At 67.4% G+C, this 22,730-nt stretch carries 22 protein-coding genes and 2 riboswitches; of the genes, 3 read left to right on the top strand and 19 right to left on the bottom strand.

What is annotated here, in order from left to right; genetic code table 11:
- Positions 1-3: 3 nt before the first annotated feature.
- Together ACXJMY_RS02620 and ACXJMY_RS02625 are read right to left on the bottom strand one after the other, a co-directional pair.
- Positions 4-669 carry an ANTAR domain-containing response regulator gene (locus tag ACXJMY_RS02620; protein ID WP_456617752.1) on the bottom strand — a complete coding sequence of 222 codons (666 nt, stop codon included), beginning with the start codon at positions 667-669 and terminating at the stop codon, positions 4-6.
- Positions 666-1,826 carry a transporter substrate-binding domain-containing protein gene (locus ACXJMY_RS02625; RefSeq protein ID WP_456617753.1) on the bottom strand — a complete coding sequence of 387 codons (1,161 nt, stop codon included), beginning with the start codon at positions 1,824-1,826 and terminating at the stop codon, positions 666-668. The genes ACXJMY_RS02620 and ACXJMY_RS02625 overlap by 4 nt, the downstream gene beginning before the upstream one ends.
- Positions 1,827-1,921: 95 nt before the next feature.
- On the opposite strand from ACXJMY_RS02625, the gene ACXJMY_RS02630 reads away from it, so the two are divergent.
- Positions 1,922-2,047 carry a hypothetical protein gene (locus tag ACXJMY_RS02630; protein WP_456617754.1) on the top strand — a complete coding sequence of 42 codons (126 nt, stop codon included), beginning with the start codon at positions 1,922-1,924 and terminating at the stop codon, positions 2,045-2,047.
- A 30-nt stretch (positions 2,048-2,077) separates the two neighbouring features.
- On the opposite strand, the gene ACXJMY_RS02635 is transcribed toward ACXJMY_RS02630, so the two are convergent.
- Positions 2,078-3,511, bottom strand: coding sequence for a PepSY domain-containing protein (locus ACXJMY_RS02635; protein ID WP_456617755.1), 1,434 nt, complete (start codon positions 3,509-3,511; stop codon positions 2,078-2,080).
- A gap of 12 nt (positions 3,512-3,523) precedes the next feature.
- A complete protein-coding gene (locus ACXJMY_RS02640; protein WP_456617756.1) occupies positions 3,524-5,896 on the bottom strand; it encodes a TonB-dependent receptor in 2,373 nt (790 codons plus the stop codon).
- 118 nt (positions 5,897-6,014) lie between these two features.
- A riboswitch (cobalamin riboswitch) is annotated at positions 6,015-6,216 on the bottom strand.
- 75 nt (positions 6,217-6,291) lie between these two features.
- Here ACXJMY_RS02640 and ACXJMY_RS02645 point away from each other — a divergent pair.
- Complete coding sequence (locus ACXJMY_RS02645) at positions 6,292-6,864, top strand: histidine phosphatase family protein (RefSeq protein WP_456617757.1); 573 nt, start codon at positions 6,292-6,294, stop codon at positions 6,862-6,864.
- 6 nt (positions 6,865-6,870) lie between these two features.
- Here the strand turns inward: ACXJMY_RS02645 and cobT are convergent, their stop codons facing one another.
- The 8 genes from cobT to cbiE all read right to left on the bottom strand — a co-directional run bounded on the left by cobT (position 6,871) and on the right by cbiE (position 14,071).
- Complete coding sequence (gene cobT, locus ACXJMY_RS02650) at positions 6,871-7,923, bottom strand: nicotinate-nucleotide--dimethylbenzimidazole phosphoribosyltransferase (protein ID WP_456617758.1); 1,053 nt, start codon at positions 7,921-7,923, stop codon at positions 6,871-6,873.
- Between the two features lie 10 nt (positions 7,924-7,933).
- Complete coding sequence (gene cobF / locus ACXJMY_RS02655; RefSeq protein WP_456617759.1) at positions 7,934-8,683, bottom strand: precorrin-6A synthase (deacetylating); 750 nt, start codon at positions 8,681-8,683, stop codon at positions 7,934-7,936.
- 45 nt (positions 8,684-8,728) lie between these two features.
- Positions 8,729-9,406, bottom strand: coding sequence for an energy-coupling factor ABC transporter permease (locus ACXJMY_RS02660; RefSeq protein WP_456617760.1), 678 nt, complete (start codon positions 9,404-9,406; stop codon positions 8,729-8,731).
- Between the two features lie 37 nt (positions 9,407-9,443).
- Positions 9,444-9,662, bottom strand: a riboswitch (cobalamin riboswitch).
- Positions 9,663-9,707: 45 nt separating this feature from the next.
- The gene (gene cobA / locus ACXJMY_RS02665) at positions 9,708-10,439 is read right to left on the bottom strand and encodes a uroporphyrinogen-III C-methyltransferase (RefSeq protein WP_456617761.1); all 732 of its coding nucleotides are present in this window, start codon (positions 10,437-10,439) and stop codon (positions 9,708-9,710) included.
- Entirely contained in the window at positions 10,436-11,746 is a 1,311-nt protein-coding gene (locus ACXJMY_RS02670) for a cobyrinate a,c-diamide synthase (protein ID WP_456617762.1), read from the bottom strand. Before ACXJMY_RS02670 ends, cobA begins: the two co-directional genes overlap by 4 nt.
- Positions 11,746-12,528 (bottom strand): precorrin-4 C(11)-methyltransferase, encoded by a 783-nt coding sequence (gene cobM, locus ACXJMY_RS02675; protein WP_456617763.1) that lies wholly within the window; start codon positions 12,526-12,528, stop codon positions 11,746-11,748. The genes ACXJMY_RS02670 and cobM overlap by 1 nt, the downstream gene beginning before the upstream one ends.
- Positions 12,525-12,893: a cobalamin biosynthesis protein gene (locus ACXJMY_RS02680; protein WP_456617764.1), complete on the bottom strand. Its 369-nt coding sequence runs from the start codon at positions 12,891-12,893 to the stop codon at positions 12,525-12,527. The genes cobM and ACXJMY_RS02680 overlap by 4 nt, the downstream gene beginning before the upstream one ends.
- A complete protein-coding gene (gene cbiE / locus ACXJMY_RS02685) occupies positions 12,890-14,071 on the bottom strand; it encodes a precorrin-6y C5,15-methyltransferase (decarboxylating) subunit CbiE (protein ID WP_456617765.1) in 1,182 nt (393 codons plus the stop codon). The genes ACXJMY_RS02680 and cbiE overlap by 4 nt, the downstream gene beginning before the upstream one ends.
- On the opposite strand from cbiE, the gene ACXJMY_RS02690 reads away from it, so the two are divergent.
- Positions 14,070-14,816 (top strand): cobalt-precorrin-6A reductase, encoded by a 747-nt coding sequence (locus ACXJMY_RS02690; protein WP_456617766.1) that lies wholly within the window; start codon positions 14,070-14,072, stop codon positions 14,814-14,816. The genes cbiE and ACXJMY_RS02690 overlap by 2 nt on opposite strands.
- On the opposite strand, the gene cobJ is transcribed toward ACXJMY_RS02690, so the two are convergent.
- Genes cobJ through ACXJMY_RS02725 form a run of 7 tightly spaced genes read right to left on the bottom strand, consistent with a single transcriptional unit; the run spans position 14,792 to position 22,714 of the window.
- Complete coding sequence (gene cobJ, locus ACXJMY_RS02695; RefSeq protein ID WP_456617767.1) at positions 14,792-15,526, bottom strand: precorrin-3B C(17)-methyltransferase; 735 nt, start codon at positions 15,524-15,526, stop codon at positions 14,792-14,794. The two genes, ACXJMY_RS02690 and cobJ, sit on opposite strands and share 25 nt — an antisense overlap.
- Positions 15,523-16,254: a precorrin-2 C(20)-methyltransferase gene (locus ACXJMY_RS02700; RefSeq protein WP_456617768.1), complete on the bottom strand. Its 732-nt coding sequence runs from the start codon at positions 16,252-16,254 to the stop codon at positions 15,523-15,525. The genes cobJ and ACXJMY_RS02700 overlap by 4 nt, the downstream gene beginning before the upstream one ends.
- A 2-nt stretch (positions 16,255-16,256) precedes the next feature.
- The gene (locus tag ACXJMY_RS02705) at positions 16,257-16,886 is read right to left on the bottom strand and encodes a precorrin-8X methylmutase (RefSeq protein ID WP_456617769.1); all 630 of its coding nucleotides are present in this window, start codon (positions 16,884-16,886) and stop codon (positions 16,257-16,259) included.
- Entirely contained in the window at positions 16,886-18,049 is a 1,164-nt protein-coding gene (gene cobG / locus ACXJMY_RS02710; protein WP_456617770.1) for a precorrin-3B synthase, read from the bottom strand. The genes ACXJMY_RS02705 and cobG overlap by 1 nt, the downstream gene beginning before the upstream one ends.
- Complete coding sequence (gene cobN / locus ACXJMY_RS02715; RefSeq protein WP_456617771.1) at positions 18,046-21,294, bottom strand: cobaltochelatase subunit CobN; 3,249 nt, start codon at positions 21,292-21,294, stop codon at positions 18,046-18,048. The genes cobG and cobN overlap by 4 nt, the downstream gene beginning before the upstream one ends.
- Positions 21,294-22,343: a cobalamin biosynthesis protein CobW gene (gene cobW / locus ACXJMY_RS02720; protein ID WP_456617772.1), complete on the bottom strand. Its 1,050-nt coding sequence runs from the start codon at positions 22,341-22,343 to the stop codon at positions 21,294-21,296. Before cobW ends, cobN begins: the two co-directional genes overlap by 1 nt.
- Positions 22,340-22,714: a DUF1636 family protein gene (locus ACXJMY_RS02725; RefSeq protein WP_456617773.1), complete on the bottom strand. Its 375-nt coding sequence runs from the start codon at positions 22,712-22,714 to the stop codon at positions 22,340-22,342. Before ACXJMY_RS02725 ends, cobW begins: the two co-directional genes overlap by 4 nt.
- Positions 22,715-22,730 lie beyond the last annotated feature (16 nt).

A 22,730-nucleotide genomic window follows, 5' to 3' on the forward strand; every position in this document is an offset into this window, starting at 1 on the left:
CTCCTAGATGGCCTGCTTGTTGCCGCCTTGCAGCGTAATGCCGGTTGTGCGGCCGGACGTGTCGGGCGGCTTCGCCCGCTTGCTCAGAAACTCCTCGCAATAGAGTTCCATGTTCTGCCGCGCGCGCATGCTGTCGCGGCGGAGCTGGGAATAGGCACCCTCCTCGTCGAGGCCATCCTGCTGCATCAGCAGGATGACGGCCCGGATCACCGCGCGACGGCCGCGGCGGCGCTCTTCGAGGCCCAGCAAGCGCTCGTACATCTCGCTGCGCAGCAGAAACTGGTTGATGCCCATGAACAGTGACGTGTAGACCGCGCCGCCATGCACCGGCTTGCGCAGAAACGAGGTGGCGCCGAGGTTGACGAGCGCCTTGAGCCGGCTCGGCGCCTCGACGCCGACGAGGCCGATGACCGGCACCGGCGGCAGGCGCGAGGCCGGGTTGACCTCGATCGCAACCGCGCCCTCGAGGTCGCCGTCGACGAACAGGATGTCACGGTCGGCCTGAAGGCCGGCGGCCTCGATCTGCGCGCGGCCGTCGATGATTTCCGGATATTCGGTCGAGACGCCGAGCTTCGCCAGCGTCGTTTCGAGCGTGCTCTCCCATCCCCCTCGCCGGGTGACGACGATCRCGCGGCCGCCCTTGAAGTTCTGAAGCAGTCGGGAGCTCATGATTGCACCACCTTCAACAGCGGAGAGCGCATCGCGCTGGCAAAGCGCGGCGACGACTGGACGAGATAGGGATCGGGCGCGACCGGCTCGCGGGATTCCAGCAGCACCTCGAACTGCCCGCCGGCGGTCGAGCGGCCGATGCGCGGCGTAAGCCAGGCGTGAAAGGTCTGCCGGTCGATCCGCACCTCGCCTTGCGGCGCACGCAGCCGCTGATCGGCCACGGCGGCGCGCACCGTGCGGGCGTCGTCGGTGCCGGCCTGCGACAATGCCGCCGCGAGCAGCTTGACGGCGATGTAGGAGGATTCAGCATCTGCCGACGAGACCGGTCCGTCCGGAAAGGACGTCGTGTAGGCGCGCATGAAGGCGCCATTTTCCGGCGAATTCAGGGAGGAGAAATAGACGCTCGAGGACAGATGCCCGTCGACCGCGTCCGGACCGATCTCCGGTAGTTCCGGTTCCGACAGCGTGCAGCTCGCGACCGGAATTTCCGCAGCCTGATCGATGCCGCGCGCCCGGCAGGCGGCCCGGAACGCCCGAAAAAAGGCATAGGCGCTGGTGCCGATCAGATTGTTGAAGACGAAGTCGGGACGCTGGTCGATGATCGCCGCGATCACCTGGTCGACCTCGGTATCGCCGACCGAGAGATAGCGCTCCGCCAGCACGGTGCCGCCCCGCGCGGTCAGCGCCTCGCGGAAGATGCGGTTGTTCTCCCAGGCCCAGATGTAGTTGGAGCCGACACAGAAGGCGCGCGAGCCGACGCGGGACGCCAGATAGTCGACCAACGGCAGCACGTGCTGGTTGGGCGCGGCGCCGGTGTAGATGACGTTATCGGAACTCTCGAAGCCCTCGTAGTGGGACGGATACCACAACAGTCCGTCGAACTTCTCGAAGCACGGGATCACCTCCTTGCGGCTCGACGAGGTGTAGCAGCCGACCACCTGCCGGATGCCGGAACCGAGCAGCTCGAGGCTGAGCGAACGGTAGCGCGCGAGGTCGCCGGACGGGTTGACCACCACTGGCTCCAGCGCAATGTCGTCACGGCTCGCATTGACCTCCTGGAACGCGAGCAATGCGCCGTTGAGGATCGAACGTGCGACGACGCTGTAGGAGCCCGTCGTCGAGAACATCACGCCGATCCGATATTGTTTCCGCGTCATCACTCGATCCAAAAACAAAAAAAGCGCCCGCCGGCTGTGAAGCCGAGGGCGCCCTCGCCGCCAACCGAACACGCGACGACCGCGTGGCGTTGGAAATGGTTGAACTTACCGCGTTGATGGGCCGTCTTGCCCTACGCTCGTGCATTACGGTCGTTGAGATCGAATACGATGTCAAGCGCGTTGTTGCAGCGAAAATTGCCGCAATTCGTGCCGCCCTGTAGCAAAACTGTGCAGACGGAAGACGACCCGCGTCAAGCCGCGACAGACGCGCGCAAGCGCCGCCAGCCGATGACGACGCCGGTGACGGAGAACACCAGCCCGAGTGCGCAGAGCCCGACGATCAGGGTGTCACGGAGACGCGGATGCGCCATGAGCGCCGGAAAATCGAGCGTATGCAAGGCGCTGTAGAGCCAACGATACGCCCGCCGCGACGCGTCCAGCCTTTGCAACACGCCGCCGTTGGCGCTGTCGACGTCGAACCAGAGGTCGCCGCACCGTGAGCGATGGACGGGCGCCCCCGGAACGATGGACTGCGCGGGGTAGTCGTCGTTATCGGCAAGAACGGACGGCGGGTTGCAGCCGGCCGCAAGGCGCATCGTCAAGCCCTGAACCTCCTGCGCGCTCAGGAATCCCGACTGGCCATCACGGGGCGCCTCTACTGCCCTGACCAGGATCTGGCTGCCAAGTGCGATCCGGTCACGACGATAAACACCGCCATTGAAGGCGAACCATTCGACCTCGCGGGCGGAGGACGATATCGGCGCCCGATCAAGCGACGAGACGGCCGTCCAGTCCGGCGGGGCGTTCGCTATCCCGGCTTCGGGCGCGGTCAACTGCCCGCGCGAGAACAGCCGGCCGTGATCCATGGAGAGCCAGCCGCTGAAAATCCAGGTCAGCACGAACACCGTCGCCGCAAGGCCGATGATGTGATGCAGGGCATGCCAGCCACGGTATGGCGAGGAGACCTGGCGTCCTCGAATCCTGATCCGCACGATCCCGAGCACCGCGCCCAGCACCGCCGCAACCGACGCCAGCAGCGACAGCGTCCAGACCACGCGATCCCACAGCGCCCAATTGCTTCGCAGGACCGTCGGATAGATCCAGTGCAGCACACTGCCGACCAGATTCCATCCGCGCGCGCTCCGTGTCGTCTCCAGCACGATCTCGCCGGTCAGCGAGGAGACATAGACCTCCGTCCCGGCGGCATCGCCGAGGGCCACGCGAAACAGCGGCCGGTGGCGATCAAAACCGTTCGGCACGCTCCATTGATCGTAGTCCGCGCGCGCGAGGATCCTCGCGCCGGTGGCTTCGAGCCCACGGTTGCGAGCATGATCCTGCGCCATGGCGAGCGCAAACTCGGGAGACGTGACCGATGCGTCCGCTCCGTCCGAGGCGCGGACTGCGCGCATACGCGACGCTCCCGAGACGACGTACACCGGTCCGTCGCTGCGCTCGATCAGGCGAGCACGCGTCGCATCGGTGAGGCCGCTGGCGGCCACCGCATCGGCAACCGCGATCGCCACCCGCGCACGATCCACCGGCGCAAGTCCGGCAAAGCGTTCCGCCTCCGTCAGCGACGGAAACGGAACGAAGTGCATCACGATGCCGGTCGCAAACCACATCGCGAACAGCAGGCAGAACGCGATCCCGAGCCAGCGGTGCAGCAGGACGATCGCGCTCATCATGTGGTCAGCGCCCTACCATTTGAACGCGGCCGAGATCTCATAGGTGCGCGGCGCGCCGAGCAGGATCTGGTCGGGATAGAACGGATCGCCCCAGATCGCATAACGCTTGTCGGTGATGTTGCGCACGCGGAAACCAAGGCGGGCCTGATCGACCGCATTGAACACCGTCTTGGGGATGTCGACGAAGGTATAGACGTCGGCCACGGTGTACGCCTTCAGCGTCACGACGTTTGCGTCGGTGTTATAGCGGTCGCCGACATAGCGGCCGGTGATGCCGAGCTCCACCGGCCACGGCGTGAAGAACCGATACGACGCGCCGGCATTGGCAACGACGCGCGGCACGTTCGGCGGCGTGTTGCCGGAGAACGAGCCGCCGACGAAATTGTAGTCGGCGTAGCGCGCATCGACATAGGCGATGTTGCCCCAGAGCCGCAAAGGCTCGATCGGCCGGATGGCCGCCGCGAGCTCCACGCCCTTCGATTCCTGCCGCCCGGCGATGTTGAGCTGCATGCCGCCGGCCGCCGCATAGACGTTCTTGCGCAGGATGTCGTAGGCCGAGAACGACCACTCAGCCCGGTTGTCCCAGAACAGATGCTTGACGCCGGTCTCGTAGGTGCGCGCGGTCGTCAGGTCGAGCGGCTGAGTTGGCAACAGCAGGAAGATATTGTTGGCGGAGACGTCCGCGCCGGTGGCGTACTGGCTGAAGAAGGTCAGGCCGGGCACGGCGTCCCAGGTGTAGCCGATGCGTCCCGTCACCGGCGCCCAGTCCTTCGTGAACGGAAAGCCCGCGTTCACCAGACCGTTCTGGTCGGTTGAGTTGCGGTCGAGCCCGATATGCTCGACGCGCAGGCCGCCGATCAGCGCGAAGGTCCGGGTCAGCTTCAGCCGGTCCTCGAACGACAGCGCCTCGTTGTCGATTCGCGCGGTCTGCTGCTTGGTCGCGAGCTCGCCGTAAAAGCCTCGATCGAAACCGACCAGCGGAACATAGTCGTTCGGGAATTTCGCCGCGCCCGGCCTGACGAAGTCGAGATAGCTTGACGACAGCGTCGTGACCAGCCGGTTGTCGAAGCCCGCGATGTTCGTGTCCCAGATCAAGTCGGTGATGTTGCCGACAAGGCGCTGGCTGTGTGCGACATAGAAGCGCTCGCGGTCCACCATGTTCGAGTTGGGCAGGCCCGTACTGGCATTGAACGCCTCGACCTCGTTATTGAACCAGGTGCGCTCTGCGCCATAGCCATAAACTTGGCTTTTCAAGGTCAGGTCCGACGCCAGCTTCAGCTCGAAACCTCCGCGCAGCCAGACTTCCTGCGCCACGTTACGGTTGTCGAGGACGTTGTAGTTGGCGTTGAAGGTACGATCGTCGATCGTGACCGGACCAAGATTGGTTTTGTTATAGTTCGAGACGTAATTGCCGGAGACGATGCCGCTCGTGGCATGCGAGCCGCTGAAGGCAATCGGCACCAGCGGCGCACCCCAATAGGCCCTGCCGCGATCCTCGCGATACTCGATCGCGCCCCAGACCTTGAGGCTGTCGGAGATGCGGTAGTTGAGCTGGCCGGACACATCCAGCGTCTTGGTATTGGTGTCGTCGGCAAAGCCGTTGAGCGAGGAACGGCTGATGTCGAAGCGGTAGTCGAGCCCCTGCACGTTGGTGCTGCCGCCCGAGCCGTAATGGACGCCGAACGAGTTCAGCGAATCCCAGGAAAAGTCAGCCTCATTCCGGATCGGCCCGGTGTGTGGCTGCTTCGTGACCAAGTTGATTGCGCCACCGGCGGCACCTTCACCCGATATCAGCGAGGCCGGACCTTTCAAAAATTCGACGGCTGCGAGATTGGCCGTATCCGTGATCCGCGAGGTCATGTTCTGCGGACCGATTTTGATGCCGTTGTAGAGCATGTTGATCTGGCTGTTGGTGAAGCCACGCATGGAGAAAGCCGCGGGCTCGGCCGGATTGTCGCCGGAGGTGACGCCGACCGCGCCCTGGGCCACCTCGGATACAGTGCGATAGCCCTGCTCGCGCATGGTTTCGGCCGAAATCACCTCGACGGTCGCCGGCGTTTCGCGCACGGTCAGGCCGAGGCGCGAGGCGCTCTCGGCAACCACGTTGGTGTTGAGCGGCGTCTGCGCGGTTGCAGCCGGCACGACCGGCTTGGGCGCGGCCGGCACTACCGCAGATCTATGCGCAGCCGCACGGCGCGCAGCCTGTCCGGCACGACCGGCGGGCTTGGGCGGCTTGCGGGATTGCTGTGGGGACACCTCAATCGGCGGCAGCGGTTCGCGGGCCTGCTGCGCCAAAGCAGCGGGCATATCGGCAGCGGCAAACGATGTGAGAGCGGCAGACGCGAGCAAAAATCGGCGCGGTCGTACAAGACGGATAGAAGACACGGTGCTGGACCTCGGTATGACGTCAGTGGCACGTCACAGCGAACGAGGTCTCATCTTTTGGGCCTTTCGAGCCCTCCGATGAAGCCGAATGTCTGTACTCCCCGACCGACATCTTCGCGTGTGACCACGGCTGACGGCAGGTCTCCTGGCTCGCGGGTCATCACCTTGCGTCGCCTTCCCGGGACCGAGATACCCAGTGGCTTGTGACGCAAGATTCGCCGCTTACAGTTGCGGGGGCAGCCACGGCATTGGGGACAACGTCCCCGCACCGCATTCCCTTTTCATCCCCGGGTGGGGAAACCGTCGAGGCCATCTAGGATTACGATCCAGACAGAGTCAATGTGCCTGTTGCGGCGTTGTTGCCACAGCGGCCAACTTTCCTTGGAGATTCTTGCATGGAAGGCGAGACCTTCCTCTGGCTGATACGTCATGCGGCCGTCGACGGCGTCGCGGGGACGATCCATGCCCCCGACGCGCCGGCCGATCTTAGCGATTCCGCACAGTTGAATGCCTTGCGGCGTCACCTGCCGCGGGAGGCGCCGAGCTATGCCAGCCCGGCGCGCCGCACGATCGAGACGGCGCGCGCGCTGGGGCTCGATCCGGTGCTCGTGGGCGAATTCAGCGAGCAGGATTTCGGCGACTGGACCGGCCGGCGACATGACGAGCTCGCCGCCAAGGGCGGCGACACCTATGCGCAATTCTGGAGCGATTCCGCGCACGCACGGCCACCGGGCGGCGAGAGCTTTGAGGATCAGGTCGCGCGCGTCCGGCTGGGTCTCTCGCGGATTGCGGCCGGGTCGGCAACGCTCGTCGTGCATTCCGGCACCATCCGCGCCGCGCTGTGCGTCGCGCTCGACCTTGCGCCGGAAGCGGCCTTGCGCTTCGTGGTCGACCCGCTGTCGCTGACCCGGATCGATCGGCTCGCGACCGGCTGGCGCGTCGTCTCCGTCAATCAGCGCGTGGCTTGAGCCGGATCAGGCTGGTCGATCCGGCACATTGGCCAGCGCAAACGTCGCCATGCCGTTGTGAAGGCTGCAGGCGAGCCGTACCAGCGGCAGCGCGATCGCGGCGCCCGATCCCTCCCCGAGCCTGAGATCGAGGCTGATCAGGGGTTGCACATTCAGCGCGCGCAGCACCAGCCGATGCCCCTGCTCTGCCGATTGGTGCGACGGCAGCAGGAACGGCTGGCACGACGGATTGAGCCGCACGGCCGCCAGCGCTGCGACCGACACGATGAAGCCGTCGATCAACACCGGAATGCGGCGCTGCGCGGCCGCAATGATCGCGCCGCAGATGGCCGCAATTTCGAGGCCGCCGACGGCACACAGGATCTTTTCGGCCGGCGCACCCGCAACGCCGTGACGCGCTATCGCGGCATCGATCACGCGCGCCTTGTGCGCGCGGCCAGCCGCATCGACACCGGTCCCGCTGCCCGCGATCTCCTCGGCGCTGACGCCGAGCAGGCTGGCCGCGATCGCCGCCGACGCCGTGGTGTTGCCGATGCCCATCTCCCCGAAGATCAAGAGATCCGGTTGGCTCGCTTCCGCGCGCGCGACCGCGCGCTGGCCGGCTTCGAAGGCGAATGCCAGCTCCGCCGGTTCGAGCGCCGGCCCGACGCTGAAGTCGCGAGTGCCGTTGCGCGGCTTGTCGGTGACGACGCCCGCCATCTTCTCCTGCGCCAGCGTGCCGGCGTCGATCACTTCCAGACTCGCCCCCAATTCGCGCGCCAGCACCGAGATCGCGGCGCCGCCCGAGGTAAAATTCGCCATCATCGCAATCGTCACCGCTTGCGGATAGGCCGAGACGCCCTGCGCGACGATGCCATGATCGCCGGCGAAGATGATGATCGGCGCGCGGCCGGCGCGGGGCTGCTCGGTCGCTTGCAGGCCCGCAAGCTCGATCGCGAGTTGCTCGAGCCTGCCGAGCGCGCCGGTCGGCTTCGTCAGTTGCGCCTGACGCGCGATCGCCGCTACGCGATGGACCGCGGAGCTATCGGGGCATTTTTGGGTGACCCAGTCGGGGAGCATGCTGCCTCGCTTACGGTCTGCGCTTGAGAATGTAGCTGTCCATGATCCAGCCATGCCGCTCGCGCGCGTCCTGTCGCGCGGCGACAATCTGCGCGCCGACCTCCGCAAGCGCGCCGGACATGACGATCTGATCGGGCATGCCGAGATAGGCGCCCCACCAGATGTGCAGGCCAACCGGATCGAGCGACTGGAATGCCGTGCCACCGTCGAGCATCACGACCACGGTGTCGGTGCCTTGCGGCCAGCCGCCTTCGCGCAAGCGGCGTCCCGTCGTGACCAGGAAGGGCTCGCCGATGTCGTTGAGCGGCAGCGCATGCGCCGCGCACAGCGCCTGGATCGAGGTGATGCCGGGGATCACCGCGATCTTCGGCAAGGGATCGAGCCGCCGCGCAATGCGCAGCGAGGAGTCGTAGAGCGAGGGGTCGCCCCAGACCAGCAACGCGACCTTGCCCTCGCCTTTGAGATGGCTTGCAATCGTCTGCGACCAGGTCGCGGCCACCGCATCGTGCCAATCGTCTACGCCCTTGCGGTAGTCGGCTTCGCCCGCATCACGCACCGGCAGGTCGAACTCGGCGATGCGCGTCGATTGATTGGTGAGTACGTTCGCGCAGATCGTCCGCCGCAACTCGGCGAGATCCGATTTTGCGCTCCCCTTGCGCGGGATCAGGACGAGATCGGCGGCATTGATGGCGCGAATCGCGGCGCGCGTGAGCTGCTCGGGATCGCCGCAACCGATGCCTATCAGGGAGAGGGTGAGCATCGTGTTCGCGAAGGGCGGCCGCATTGGCCGCCCTTTCGCTTGTCTCTAGGCCGCGTTGTGCAGGCGCGGGGTAACGAGGCCGGGCGCGGTGACGCCGCGCAGCGACTTCGCCAGCGCCAGCACGCCGAGATCGGCGAGCGGCTCGATCACGATGACCAGCGCATACGAGGCCGCGAAGGTCGCGATGTTGACGAGATTGGTCACGGCAAAACCGGAGCCATAGAGCGCCCAGAACGCCACCCAGGCGATAACACCGGCCTGATAGGTCGTCGAAAGCGCCAGCGCCTGACGGTATTGCAGATCGACATAGGCGGTGTTGCGCGAAATGATCCGCGTGGCGATCGCCTGGATCGCGAACAGCGGCACCAGCAGCGTGGTGACGTTCATGCCGTATTGCGGCAGGTCGGGTGGCTCGAAGAAGATGCCCTGGAACAGCAGTCCGAACGCGAGGCCGAAGGCCGCAGGCGCCGCGCCAAATAACAGGAACAGGGTCGAGCCGAGGATGAAGTGCACTTCGGACACCCCGACCGGGAAGTGCGGCAGGATCTCGAAGAAGATGAACACCAGGCCCGTGGTGGCGAGCGTCCGCGCCGCGAACGATGTGATGCCCTGCTCGCGCACGGTCTCGACCGCAAGCTTCAGCGCGACGCCGCCTACGGCGATGCCGGTTGCGTAACTCAACACGAGCTTGGCGCCCGATACGACTCCGGGTTCGATATGCATGGTTCAGTTCCTTCCTGCCGTCACACCCGACGGCCTTGGCCTCAAAACACGCACGGCCGGTCTCCTGGCTCGCGGTTCACTGGGATCTCCGGCCTTCCCGAGCCTTGCGGCCCAGTGGCTGATCGGAGCCCCTCACCGCTTACAGTCGCGGGGGCGGCTGGGGTTTGGGGCGCCGCAACTGGGTCCGCCCATCCCCATTCCCGATTATGCTCCGGCGCTTTGCGCCGCATCGAGCACCATGCCCGTCCTGTGTGCCCCTTTCGCCAGCTGGGCGTCAAGGGCTGAAGGGTGATTGAGACCATCATGACGGGTATTCTCCCGCCAGTGCGCCGAACAGGATGACGGCGGCCGTGGAAGCCGCCCCGCCCCGCGCAAGCTGTTCGGCAAGCTCGGCAATGGTGGTGCGGACCAGCCGTTCGTCGGGACGGCCGAGGGATTCGGCGAACAGCGCCGGGGTGCTTGGGGCGAGCCCATGCGCGATCAATTTTGCGGCAAGCGCCGGAAAGGTGCGCCGGCCCATATAGACCACGGTGGTCGCCTCCGGATCGGCCAGCGCCGCCCAGTTCAAATTCTGCGGCAGCTCGCCGGTGACGTCGGCCCCGGTGACGAACTGGACCCGGCGCGAGGTGTGGCGCCGGGTCAGGGGGATCCCTGCCTGGGCAGCCGCGACGCAGGCCGAGGTGACGCCGGGGACGATCTCGTAGCCGATGCCGGCGTCGCGCAGGGTCTCGAGCTCCTCCTCGAGCCGGCCGAAAATGCCGGCATCGCCCGACTTCAGGCGCACCACACGCACGCCGGTCGCGGCATAGTCGACCAGCAGGCGGTTGACATGGTGCTGCTTGGTCGATGGCCGCCCTGCCCGCTTTCCGACCGCCACGAGATTGGCGCCGGGCCGGGCGAGATCGAGGATCGCGCCCGAGGCGAGATCGTCATAGAGCACGACGTCAGCTTCGCGCAGTCGCGCCGCGCCCTTCACCGTGAGGAGTTCGGGATCGCCGGGACCGGCGGAGATGAAAGTGACAAAACCGCTCACCGGTCCTCCGCGATCAGATGGAAGAACGTGCCGGTGGCAAGGCCGCGGCGCGAGCCGGTTTCGGCGATGACCGCACCCGTCGCGTCATGCACCACCGCCAGCGCCGTGTCAGGCTGGGCGACGATGGTCGAATAGTGGAACTCGTGGCCGCGCAGGCGTGCACCGGCGTCGTGCCCCGGCATCGGCGCGGCGAGTTCGGCCAGACGATAGCCCAGGTGCATGCGGCGTTTGGCAAAGCTCGTCTCCAGGCCGAGCAGGCCCGCCATCTCATGGCCGACGCCGTCGGCGTCGGTGAGGCCCGCACCCAGCACCATATAGCCTCCGCATTCGCCATGCACCGGCCGCGTTTCGGCGAAAGCGCGCAAACCGGCGCGAAAGCGCGCATTGGCGGCGAGTTGGCCGGCGTGAAGCTCGGGATAACCGCCGGGCAGCCAGCAGACATCGGCGCTCGCATCGGGCGCTTCGTCGGCCAGCGGCGCGAACGGCAAAATTTCGGCGCCGGCCGCGCGCCAGGCTTCCAGCATATGCGGATAGACGAAGGAGAAAGCGGCGTCGCGGGCGAGCGCGATGCGCTGACCGGGCGGCGTCACGTTCAGGCCGTTTCCCGCCGGTTGCGGCGACCACGCCGCGGCCGATCGCAGCACCGCATCGAGATCGACATGCTCAGCGACGAAGCGCGCGGCCTCGTCGATCAGACCGCCGATCTCCGTCTGCTCCTCGGCCTGCACCAGGCCGAGATGCCGTTTTGGCAGGCTGATCTCGGCATGACGCGGCAGCGCGCCGAATACGGCAATGCCGGCATCCAGCAGCGCGCGCCGCACGAGATTCTCGTGGCGCGGACTGGCGACGCGGTTGAGCACGACGCCCGCAAGGCGCACGCCCGCGCGATAGTCGCGCAAGCCGGCGGCGATCGCGGCCGCGGTCTGCGCCTGCCCGGACGGATCGATCACCAGCAACACCGGCCAGCCCAGCATCTCCGCGATGTCGGCAGTGGCGCCGGTGCCGCAGACACCGCGCGCGGCGACGCCGTCGAACAGGCCCATCGAGCCCTCGGCGAGCACGACATCGGCGTCCGCGCCGCGACCGACGAGGTGCGCGATGGTCGCGCGGTCCATCGCCCAGCTGTCGACGTTGACGGAGGCGCGTCCTGTGGCGGCCGCATGGAAGGCAGGATCGATATAGTCGGGCCCGCTCTTGAAGCACTGCACCCGCAATCCGCGATTGCGCCAGGCGCGCGCGAGCGCCAGCGTCAGCGTCGTCTTGCCGACGCCGGAGGCGGGCGCGGAGATGATGAGGCTCGCCGCCATCACGACGCCTCCGGAAAGCGCGGCTCGGCGCCGACCGGCCGATAGCGGCGGTCATAATCGGCGGCGTAAAGGCGGCTCTCGGAAAAATCCGCCGAGCCCAGCGTCTTGCCGACCAGGATGAGCGCGGTGCGCTCGAGCTCGCGATCCACGGCCGCATCGAGCGTCGCCAGCGTGGCGCGGACGATGCGCTGGTCGGGCCAGCTCGCGCGCCAGACGATGGCGACCGGGCAGTCCGCGCCGTAATGCGGCGTGAGCTCGGCGATGACCTTGTCGAGCAGATGGATCGACAGGTGGATGGCAAGCACCGCGCCGGTGGCGGCAAAGGCGGCGAGCTTCTCGCCTTCCGGCATCGCGCTGGCACGGCCCGGCGTGCGCGTCAGGACCACGGACTGTGCAAGACCGGGCAGCGTCAGCTCGGCTTCGAGGGCTGCTGCCGCTGCCGAGAACGCCGGCACGCCCGGCGTGACCGTACAGGGAATGTTGAGCGCGCGCAGGCGGCGGAGCTGTTCGCCCATCGCCGACCAGATCGAGAGATCTCCGGAATGCAGCCGCGCGACGTCCTTGCCTTCCGCATGCGCGGAAGAGATCTCCGCGATGATCTCGTCAAGCGACAGCGGCGCGGTGTTGACGATCCGCGCGCCCGGCGGGCAATGCGCCAGCACGCCTTCGGGCACCAGCGAGCCGGCATAGAGGCAGACCGGACAAGCGGCGATCAGGTCGCGCCCACGCAACGTCAGCAGATCGGGAGCGCCCGGTCCTGCGCCGATGAAATGCACCGTCATGCGCCGTCTCCTTCCGCGATCGCCGCCGTCGCGGTCCGATCCCGTGAGACCACCCGCGTCGCGATCAGCCGCGCGCCGGGCCCGGCTGCCGCAAGTGCCGCAGCTTCGGCGACAGATCCCGTGCCGAACATTTCCGTGACCCGCTTTGACTGAGTCGCCGTCGTGACGCCCGCGAGCACGTCGGGCGGAACAGCCTTGATCGGCACCCCGCATTCGCGCGCGAGCAGCTTCAGCACCTCCGCGTCGGCCTTGTCGCTGACCGTTGCCACCGCCGCAAGGCCTGCGGGACCGCCAGCCGCCAGAAGCGCCTCGCGCAACGAGGCCAGCGTGACGTCCCGTTTGAACCCGAGCCCAGCGACCTTCATCGGACCACACTCCACTGCACCACCGGCCGCGCCGCTTCCCAGGACCGGTAGCGGCCGAGCGGGCCGGCATGCGCGATCTCGACCCGCATCAACTCGCCGCCATGACGCTGGTGCAGCTCGCCGAGCAGCGCTTCCGTCTCCAGCGTCACGGCGTGCGCGACGAACCGTGTGCCCGGCGTGAGGCGCGACCAGACGGCATCGAACATTGCGCTGTCGAGGCCGCCACCGATGAAGACGGCATCCGGGGTCTCCAGCGCGGCCAGAGCTTCGGGTGCATTCCCTGCGATGACGTCGATCCGATGCGCAAGTCCAAACGCCGCCGCGTTGCTGCGGATGTTGGCGGCACGATCCTCACGCATTTCGATCGCAATCGCGGTCCCACCGCACAGCGTCCACTCGACCGAAATCGAGCCCGAACCGGCGCCGATATCCCACATCCGTTCGCCGGGACGTGGCGCCAGCGCGGAGAGTGCGAGCGTACGGATCGGCCGCTTGGTGATCTGGCCGTCGTGAACGAAGAGATCGTCCGAAAGGCCCGAGCTGCGGGAAATGCCTTGGCCTCCCCTTGCCTCGATCGCCACCGCGACGAGGTTTCCAGCGAAATCGCCCGCAAGGCCGTCGGCCCGATGCTCAGCGATGGTTTCGCGCGGCCCCCCAAGCGCGGCGAGGGTCCAGAATGCCGACGCACCCCACCCGCGCTCGCTCAGCCATTTTGCGAGTTCGCCGGCCGCCTTGCCGTCACGCACGAGACAGATGATCCGCGCACCTTGCGCGAGATGCGGCACGAGGCGCTCGAACGGCGCGGCGTGGAGTCCGAGGCAGGTGACGGATTCGAGCCGCCAGCCCAGCCGCGCGACGGCGAGCGAGAAGGTTGACGGGGCCGGATATGCGATCCATTCGCCCGCGTCGAGTTTCTCGGCAAGGCCCGCGCCGGCGCCGTACCAGAACGGATCGCCGGAGGCGAGCACCGCGGTCGGCCGGCCGCGGCAGCTCAGCACGACATCCGCATCGAATGGTACCGGCCACGCGCGGCCACGACTAGTCACGCCGGCCAGCGCAAGATGACGTTCGCCGCCGAATATCGTTTCTGCCTTGGCAAGCGCCTTTCGACTTGCTTCCGACAGCCCTGCAAGGCCATCTTCGCCGATACCGATGATGGTCAGCCAGGGATCAGCCATGACGCACGCCCTCATTCTGGGCGGAACGCTTGACGCGAGCTTGCTCGCGGCAGAGATCGCGCGCGCGGGGATCAAGGCCGTCTATTCCTACGGTGGCCGCACGCGCGCGCCCGCCCATCAACCGCTGCCGACCCGCATCGGCGGTTTCGGCGGCGTCAGCGGTCTTGCCGACTATATTCGCGATGAAGGCTTCACGCATGTAATCGACGCGACGCATCCGTTTGCTGCCGAGATGAGCCGCAACGCGGTCCAGGCGTGCGCGCAAACGGGCACACCCCTGATCGCACTCGAGCGCGCGCCGTGGGTTCAAGCGCCCGGCGACAACTGGATCGAGGTCGTTGACGTCAACGCTGCGGTCGCCGCGCTGCCAGAGTCTCCGGCGCAGGTGTTCCTCGCCATCGGTCGCCAGCACATCGCACCGTTCGCGAGCAAGCCGCAGCACGCCTACACGCTCCGTTTCGTCGATCCGCCCGAAGCGCCCCTGCCCTTTGCGGCGGACGTGATCGTGTCGCGCGGACCATTCACGCTTGACGCCGAGTTGGAGATGATGCGCGCGCGCGGCATCACCTGGATCGTCGCCCGCAATTCCGGCGGCGCCGGCGCGCGCGCCAAGATCGACGCCGCCCGCGCGCTCGGCCTGCCCGTGATCCTGATCTCGCGACCGCGATTGCCCGAGAGATCGCGGGTGGAGAGCGTCGCCGAAGTGATGCAGTGGCTCGGTCATCGGACCTGCCTCGGCGCATAGACCCAGCGGCCGACGCGGCGCGTCTGCGAATTGCCGACGATCACGAGCGTGCGCATGTCGGCCATTTCGGGTATTGCCTCGTTCAGCGTCACCGTCTCGATCTTCTCGTCAGCGGCGCTGACCGCGCGCGCGAAGATCACGAGGCGTTCGCCGCAGCCGGCGTCCTTCAACAGCGCGAGCGCGCGACCAAATCCCTCCGGCCGGCTCGCCGAGCGCGGATTGTACATCGCGATGGCAAAATCGGCTTCCGCGGCGAGCCGCAGCCGCTTCTCGATCACCGCCCACGGTTTTAGATTATCGGAGAGATTGATCGCGCAGAAATCATGCCCCAGCGGCGCACCCGCGCGCGCGGCCGCCGCCAGCATCGCGGTGATGCCCGGCAGCACGCGGATCGGAAGCTCGCGCCATTGCGGCGCCTGTTCGAGCGCCTCGAACACGGCGGAAGCCATCGCGAACACGCCGGGATCGCCGGAGGACACAACGACGACCTGCCCGCCTTCGGCCGCAAGCTGCAAAGCCTCGCGCGCGCGCAGCAACTCTTCGCGGTTATCAGACGGGCGGAGGTTAAGCCCCACCCGCGGCGCGACGCGCGCGACGTAAGGCGCATAGCCCAGAATGTCGGTCGCGCCCGCAAGCGCGGCGGAGACCTCCGGCGTCACCATCGCCTCGTTGCCCGGTCCGAGGCCCGCGATGGTCAGGGTGCCCGTCATTCGGCGGCGTCCAGATGCCGGCCTTTGCCGTGCACGAGCACGATCGCGAAATAGGGACATTCGGCAGCATCGATCTCGGCAAGCCGCGCGACACGCTCGCCCGGCATGGTGCCGCGCTCGACCAGCCAGGCATCATCCAGCCGGCCGGCGGAAGCCAACGCGCGGCGCACTTTTGCAAGATTGCGGCCGGTCTTCATGATGACCAGCGCATCGGAATCCCGCATCCGCCGTTCAAGCTCGTCCTCGGCCAGCGTCCCCATCAGCACCGTCGTCACGTCGTCGCCGAGCGCGATCGGCTGGCCGACGCCGTTCCAGCAGCCCACCATGCCGGGAATGCCCGCGATCACCTCGATCTCGACGCGATTTTGCAGGCGCGTGTGCAGATGCATGAAGGAGCCGTAAAAGTAAGGATCGCCCTCGCAGAGCACGACGACGTCGACCGCGCGGGCCAGACGAGCCAGGCGCTCCGCCCACTCGTCGTAGAAGCCGGCGAGCAGCTGGACATAGTCGGGGCTATCGAACGCGATCTCCGTGGTGACCGGATATTCCATCGGGTATTCGGTGACGTCGCCTGCGAGCATGCCTTCGACGATCCGGCGGGCCTGGCCGGGCCGGCCCTTCTTGCGGAAATAGGCGACGTGCTTCGCGCCGCGCACCGTCCGATCAGCGCGCACGCTCATCAGATCGGGATCACCGGGGCCGAGACCGCAGCAGATGATGCGTCCCATCGCTATTCGCTCCGGCTCGCCAGCGCGTTCACGGCGGCAACGGTGATCGCGGAGCCGCCGAGGCGGCCCTCGACCGTCAGCGCCGGCACCGGCGGATTTGCCATCAGCGCGGCCTTGGATTCGGCGGCGCCGACGAAGCCGACGGGACAACCGATGATCGCCGCCGGCCGCGGGCAGTCGCGGTCCTCCAGCATGTTGAGGAGATGAAACAGCGCGGTCGGCGCGTTGCCGATCGCGACGATCGCTCCGTCGAGATGCGGCCGCCACAGCTCCAGCGCCGCCGCCGAGCGCGTGTTGCGCATGGATTGCGCAAGCGCAGGAACGGCCGCGTCGCCGAGCGTGCAGATGACCTCATTGCCCGCCGGCAGCCTTGCACGGGTAACTCCCTCCGAGACCATGCGCGCGTCGCACAGGATCGGCGCGCCCTTCTGCAACGCGGCGCGCGCAGATGCGGCCATGCCCGGCGTGAAGCGGACATGCGCCTCCAGGCCCACCAGGCCGGCGGCATGGATCATCCGGACCACGACCTGTTCCTCGTCGGGCGTGAAGCGCGACAGATCGGCCTCGGCCCGGATCGTGGCAAAGGATTGCCGGTAGATCGCAGCGCCATCGGTCTCGTAGACATGCGGCATCAGTGCCCTCCCAGCAGAATGGAGGGATTTCTGACGATGTCGTCGCGATTCAATCCACGCATGACAGGCTCATCGCGCGTCGATCCGCCGCGCACGAGATCGAAGCCCGCGCCGGTCGCGACCAACGTGACCGCGGCCACGCCGGAATGGGCGCAGCCCTTTGCGCAGCCCGAGACGTGAAGCCGCGCAGCTGCGCCGATGTTCGGCGCAAGCGCCGCCGCCAGAGCGCGGGTGTCGGCATGGGCCTCGCGACAACGCGGCGCGCCGCTACAGGCGATGACACGCAGCGCCGGATCGTAGGCCTCGGTGATGAGGCCGGCCGCAGACGGCATCGTCCGCTTGCCCTCGCTCAACACCATGCGCCATGGCGTCATGCGCAACGCATGTCCGCAACCGGCGAACTGGTTGAGGGTCGCATGCGGCATTTGCCCGAAGGCAACGCCGACCATCGCGCCTTGCGGATAAAGGTCGGGGCGCGCCGCGGCCATGATCGGCGCCGGCTCGACCTCACCGCACAACGCGTCAGGCAGGACACCGCCTGCGGCAAGATGCGTCGCCATCCGCCCTCGCCCGCCCCTGGCACCGCCCGATGTCACGAACCAATTGGCAAGCGCGAGTGCGGCAGTCACAGCCTCGCCGCGTCCGACGGAGTGGCCGAACTTGGCACCATCGGCCCGCACCAGCAGTCCGCCGGTGCGATCGCGCTCGATCCGCACGTCCGCGGAATCGCCGGCGAGCACGCGCGAGGCGCCGTCATCGATCGCAAAGCCGAACTTCGTTGGAAGCGCAAGCACGCTCTCCTCGAGCGCCGCTTCGAGCTCGGCGGCGAGCGATTGGGTCTCGTCGCCGTCGCGCCAGAACGGCGTCACCAGAATGTTGCGCCGCGCTTCGGTATCGGCGTCCGGATCGAGCAGCGCCAGCTGCGCGAGCCCGTCGAGCAGCAGCCGATGGCTGGTGTCGCTGACGCCCCTGATCTGGAGATTGGCGCGGCTGGTCACGTCGATCAGTCCGTTGCCATGACGTTCGGCCAGATGCGCAAGCCCGGAGATCTGCGCCGCATCGAGCCGTCCGCCGTACGGGCGCACCCGGACCACCAGCCCATCGCCCGATTGCATCGGCCGCAGCGCACCGGGACACCAGCCCTTGATCGCAACGGCGCTCATGACGCCTCCCGCAGCGCGGCCGCGATCGAATTGCGGCGCGTTCGCCAGAGTGAAGCCTCATGCAGTCGCGTGAAGCAGATCTCCATCGCGGCCAGAGCCGCCGGATTTTCCTGCGCCATGAAGTCGCGGACGTCGTCACTGCCGAGTGTGGCGTCGTAGTAGAGATCGAACAGATGCGGCGGCACGGCGCCGGCCAGATGGGCGAAGGCGGCCATGTGCTCGAGTGTCGCGGTGATCTCGGCGGCGCCGCGAAAACCATGGCGCATCATGCCGGCAATCCAGGCCGGATTGGCCGCACGCGCACGGACGACGCGTGAAATTTCTTCCGTCAGAGTCCGTGCGCGCGGCTGCTCGGGGCGCGTCGCGTCGAGATGATAGAGCGACGGCGCAGACGCGCCGAGCCTTTCGGCGGCGGCGGCAATGCCTGCTTCATGCGCCGCATAGTCGGCTGCGAGCAGCAGATCCGTTTCCGGCAGGTCCTGAACGTGGACGAAGGCGTCGGCAGATGCGAGCCGCTGTTCGATGCCGGCGCGATCGGGCTTGATCGCCCCGTCGGCGGAGAACGCCCAGGACGAGGCCGACAGCCAGGCCTCGCCGGCGGCCTCTCGCGTGTCGGATGTGAAGTCATCGGGAATCGCCGACAGCCCAACGCCGTATTGTCCGGGGCGCGGCGCGAACACGCGGGATGCGCGATGCCGGTATGGATTCTCGTCGCCCTCACCCTCGCGCGCCGCAAGCGCTTCGGCCGCCGCCTCGAACAATTGCGCAAGGCCGGCGAAGACATCGCGGAACAGGCCCGACAGCCGCAGCGTGACGTCGATGCGGGGGCGGCCAAGCTCGGCCGGCGCGATGATGTCGTAGCCGGTCACGCGGCCGGAGGCGTGATCCCAGCGCGGCGCAAGGCCGGCCAGATGCAGCGCCATGGCGAATTCCTCGCCGGCCGTGCGCATCGTGGCCGAACCCCAGAGGTCGATCACGAGGCCTTTCGGCCAGTCGCCATGATCCTGCAAATGACGCCGCAGCAGCTCTTCCGCGAGTTTGATTCCCTGCGCATGCGCCGACGGCGTCGGCACCGCGCGCGGATCAACGGCAAAGAGATTGCGTCCCGTCGGCAGCACGTCCTGCCGTCCGCGATAGGGCGAGCCGGACGGCCCCGGCGCAACGCGCCGTCCCGCAAGCGCGGCGCGTAGCGCATCCCGCTCCGCCTCGCCACAGGCGCCGCGGCCGAACACGTGCAGGCCGTCACCGAACTGGCTCTCCTTGAGGTCGCAGACGAAGCGATCGATCCGCGGGATGGCTTCGGCCGGCGCGGCCGACGCATCGAGGCCGAGATCGTGCTCAAGCCCTGCCACACGGGCCTCGTCGCGGATCGCAGCGATCAGGCGCTGGCGGCGGGCGGGATCGAGGCCATCGGCGGTCGAGTATTCGTCAAGCAGTTGTTCGAGCCGGCGCAGGCCGTCCGGCACGGCGGACGCCGCAAGCGGCGGCGGCAGATGGCCGATCGTAACCGCGCCAGTGCGCCGCTTCGCCTGCGCGGCCTCGCCGGGGTCATTGACGATGAAGGGATAGATGACGGGGAGATCGCCGACCAGTGCTTCCGGCCAGCAGGCCGGCGACAGCGCCACGGATTTTCCGGGCAGCCATTCCAGCGTGCCATGCGCGCCCATGTGCAGGACGGCATCGATGCCCTGTTCCCTGAGCCAGAGATAGAACGCGACATAAGCGTGGCGCGGCGTGCGGGCGAGATCGTGATAGTCGGCATCGCGCGTGCTCGCTTCGCCACGCTCAGGCTGAACCGCGATGATCGATCGGCCGCATCGAATCGCGGCGAAATGGAACACACCATCGCGGCAGTTCGGATCATCCTCCGGCGCGCCCCAGGCTTGCGCCAGATCGTCCTGCAACGCTTGCGGAAGACGCGACACCGCCGCACGGTAGTCGGCAGTGCTCCAGGTCAATTGCCGCTTCAGCATGGTCTCGCCAAGCGCAGGGGCCGGCTCAACATCGAAGCCGGTCTCGGCCAGGTCAACCAGCAATGCCTCGACCGAGGCAAGCGCGTCGAGACCAACCGCATGCGCGATCTGGTGCGGGCGTCCCGGATAGTTCGAAAGCACGATCGCCAGCCGCTTCTCACCTGTCTGCTTGTCTGCGAGCCGCCGCCAGGCGGCCACGCGCGCCGCGACAGCCTTCACGCGCTCTTCGTCCGGGCGATGAGCAAGATGCGAGAATTGCAGATCGGGATCGCGCATCGCGGCCGACTTGAAACTCACCACGCCCGCGAACAGGCGGCCGTCGACCTCGGGCAGCACCACATGCATCGCGAGATCGCCGGGCGACAGGCCGCGCAGCGACTCCCTCCAGTCCTCGCGCCGCGCGGTGGAGAGTGCGACCTGAAAGACAGGGCACGGAGCGGCATCGAACGGCGTCGTGCCGTCGTCGCCGACCGCCGAAAACGCCGTCGCATTGACGATCGCAGCGGGAGGCGTTTGCGCAAGATGCGCCTGCAGCCAATCCGCAACGCCTGCAGCCTTCAGCGAGGTGGCGAACACACCATAGGCGTCAAAGCCCTTCTCGCGCAGCGCCGCGATCAGCGCATCGACCGGGCCGGTATCGGCGGCGGTGAGATAGGAGCGATAGAAGGTCACGAGCGCACGCGGCCTTGCATCGGAGCTCGGCGGTGCTGCAATGACGCCGCGTGCGGGATCGTAAAAACCCATCTCGGGCACGGTCATCTCGCCGGCGACCGGACCGGCATACAGGCCCGAAGCCAGCGCAAGCTGCGCGATCGCGGCTTGGGCTGCGACCGGGCCGCCGGTGTCGCAGAGCACCTTGAGCCGCCGCAGCGTCGAAACCGGCAAGGTGGAGTATGCGTCCAGGCGCGTGTCGTCACGGCCATCGGCCGGCAGCACCGCCAGCACGATGCCGCGGTCCTTCGCCAGTTGATGCAGGGCCGCAAGTCCGTAGGCCCAATAGGACTCACCGCCGATCAGGCGCAGCAGAATGCCGCGCGCCTGCGACAGCGTGCGCTCGATATAAGTGTCGACCGAGAGTGGATGACGCAGTTCCGCGAGATTGGCCAGCCGCAGCGACGGCAGGCTGTCGCGCCCGCGGCGCCAGCCTGCCGCAAACGCAGCCAGATCGGAGTCCGAGAACGAGAGCACCACGAGATCGGCCGGATCCTGGCCGATGTCCCTTGGCGTCGCGGTCTCCTCGAGACCGCGGCTCTCGCGGAAGACGACGTGCATCAGATACCAAGCCTTGAGATACCAAGTCCCGCTCTTATCGCGGCCTCGTCGATATCGCCGTGCTCGCCGATCACGACGAGCTTTGACCGCCGCGCGCCGGCAGCCCAGGGCTTGTCGAACTGGTGCCGCACCCGCTCGCCAACGGCCTGAAGCAGCAGGCGCATCGGCTTGCCCGCGACGGCAATATAACCCTTGGCCCGCAGCACGTTCTGCTCGCGCGCGAGACGCTGGATCGATGCGACCAGCGCATCGATATCCGTGACCTCCGGAAGGTCGATCACGACGGAGGCAAAGTCGTCATGCTCGTGGTCCTCCTCGCCGTCATGATGCGAGGGACGCGCGGCAAGATCATTCTCCGCCGCAGCTCCCAGACCGAGGATGACGCGCGCATCGATCGCACCGTCGGTGATCGCCAGCATCGGCACGCGGCGAGGCATCTCGGCGATGATCGCCGCCCTGGCCATTTCGAGCCCGGCGCTGCCGGCAAGATCCGCCTTGGTCAGCAGCACGATGTCGGCGCAGGCGATCTGGTCCTCGAACACTTCCGACAGCGGCGTCTCGTGATCGAGATTCCCGTCAGCCGCGCGCTGCGCTTCGACGGCGTCGGGATCCGGGGCGAAGCGTCCGGCGGCAACGGCCTCCGCGTCGGCGAGCGCGATCACGCCGTCGACCGTGATGCGCGAACGGATTTCGGGCCAGTCAAATGCCTTGAGCAGCGGCTTCGGCAACGCCAGTCCCGAGGTCTCGATCAGGATGTGATCGGGCCTCACGGGCCGCGCCAGCAGCAGCTCCATGGTCGGGATGAAATCATCGGCGACGGTGCAGCAGATGCAGCCATTGGCGAGCTCGACGATGTTCTCCTCCGGGCAATTGGCGTCGGCGCAGGATTTCAAGATCTCGCCATCGACGCCTTCGCTGCCGAACTCGTTGACGAGTACCGCGAGCTTCTTGCCGTTGGCGTTGGCAAGCAGATGCTGGATCAGCGTCGTCTTGCCGGAGCCGAGGAAACCGGTGACGACCGTGACCGGGACTTTTGCGAGCGAGTTCATTCTGCGGCCTCTGGCACAACGGCAATGGGGGGAATGCGGGCAAGCGACTGCTTGCGGAAGATTTCGGGACGGCTGCGCCATGGCACGATGCCGTCGGGCGCGGCCGCATACGCCGCAGCACCCGCGACCACGTCGCTCGCATGGGCATCGGACAGGCGGCCGTAGACATAGGACCAGCGGCCGGGCGCGCTCAGCGCGACCGAGCAGCCCTGGCTGCAGGCCGACAGGCATTCGACGGGAACCACGTTGACGCCCTCGGGTACGCCGGCGTCGAGGATCGCACCATGCAGGCGCTTGCCCGGCGCGATCTCGCCCTCGCTAAGCGTCTGGCCGGCACGGCAGGTGATGCAGACGTGAAGTGTGACGGTCATCGCCCCTTCCAGGAAA

This window comes from Bradyrhizobium sp. P5_C12 (assembly GCF_054049735.1).

Excerpts from the sequence above, each read along its gene's own strand:
- cobG (WP_456617770.1), bottom strand. The coding sequence starts at position 18,049 with ATGAGCGCCGTTGCGATCAAGGGCTGGTGTCCCGGTGCGCTGCGGCCG.
- ACXJMY_RS02635 (WP_456617755.1), bottom strand. The coding sequence starts at position 3,511 with ATGATGAGCGCGATCGTCCTGCTGCACCGCTGGCTCGGGATCGCGTTC.
- ACXJMY_RS02660 (WP_456617760.1), bottom strand. The coding sequence starts at position 9,406 with ATGCATATCGAACCCGGAGTCGTATCGGGCGCCAAGCTCGTGTTGAGT.
- ACXJMY_RS02700 (WP_456617768.1), bottom strand. The coding sequence starts at position 16,254 with ATGGGACGCATCATCTGCTGCGGTCTCGGCCCCGGTGATCCCGATCTG.
- cobT (WP_456617758.1), bottom strand. The coding sequence starts at position 7,923 with ATGCTCCCCGACTGGGTCACCCAAAAATGCCCCGATAGCTCCGCGGTC.
- ACXJMY_RS02690 (WP_456617766.1), top strand. The coding sequence starts at position 14,070 with ATGACGCACGCCCTCATTCTGGGCGGAACGCTTGACGCGAGCTTGCTC.
- ACXJMY_RS02645 (WP_456617757.1), top strand. The coding sequence starts at position 6,292 with ATGGAAGGCGAGACCTTCCTCTGGCTGATACGTCATGCGGCCGTCGAC.
- cbiE (WP_456617765.1), bottom strand. The coding sequence starts at position 14,071 with ATGGCTGATCCCTGGCTGACCATCATCGGTATCGGCGAAGATGGCCTT.
- cobW (WP_456617772.1), bottom strand. The coding sequence starts at position 22,343 with ATGAACTCGCTCGCAAAAGTCCCGGTCACGGTCGTCACCGGTTTCCTC.
- ACXJMY_RS02705 (WP_456617769.1), bottom strand. The coding sequence starts at position 16,886 with ATGCCGCATGTCTACGAGACCGATGGCGCTGCGATCTACCGGCAATCC.
- ACXJMY_RS02670 (WP_456617762.1), bottom strand. The coding sequence starts at position 11,746 with ATGGCGGCGAGCCTCATCATCTCCGCGCCCGCCTCCGGCGTCGGCAAG.
- cobJ (WP_456617767.1), bottom strand. The coding sequence starts at position 15,526 with ATGACGGGCACCCTGACCATCGCGGGCCTCGGACCGGGCAACGAGGCG.
- cobF (WP_456617759.1), bottom strand. The coding sequence starts at position 8,683 with ATGCTCACCCTCTCCCTGATAGGCATCGGTTGCGGCGATCCCGAGCAG.
- cobM (WP_456617763.1), bottom strand. The coding sequence starts at position 12,528 with ATGACGGTGCATTTCATCGGCGCAGGACCGGGCGCTCCCGATCTGCTG.
- ACXJMY_RS02725 (WP_456617773.1), bottom strand. The coding sequence starts at position 22,714 with ATGACCGTCACACTTCACGTCTGCATCACCTGCCGTGCCGGCCAGACG.
- cobN (WP_456617771.1), bottom strand. The coding sequence starts at position 21,294 with ATGCACGTCGTCTTCCGCGAGAGCCGCGGTCTCGAGGAGACCGCGACG.
- ACXJMY_RS02630 (WP_456617754.1), top strand. The coding sequence starts at position 1,922 with ATGGTTGAACTTACCGCGTTGATGGGCCGTCTTGCCCTACGCTCGTGC.
- ACXJMY_RS02680 (WP_456617764.1), bottom strand. The coding sequence starts at position 12,893 with ATGAAGGTCGCTGGGCTCGGGTTCAAACGGGACGTCACGCTGGCCTCG.
- ACXJMY_RS02625 (WP_456617753.1), bottom strand. The coding sequence starts at position 1,826 with ATGACGCGGAAACAATATCGGATCGGCGTGATGTTCTCGACGACGGGC.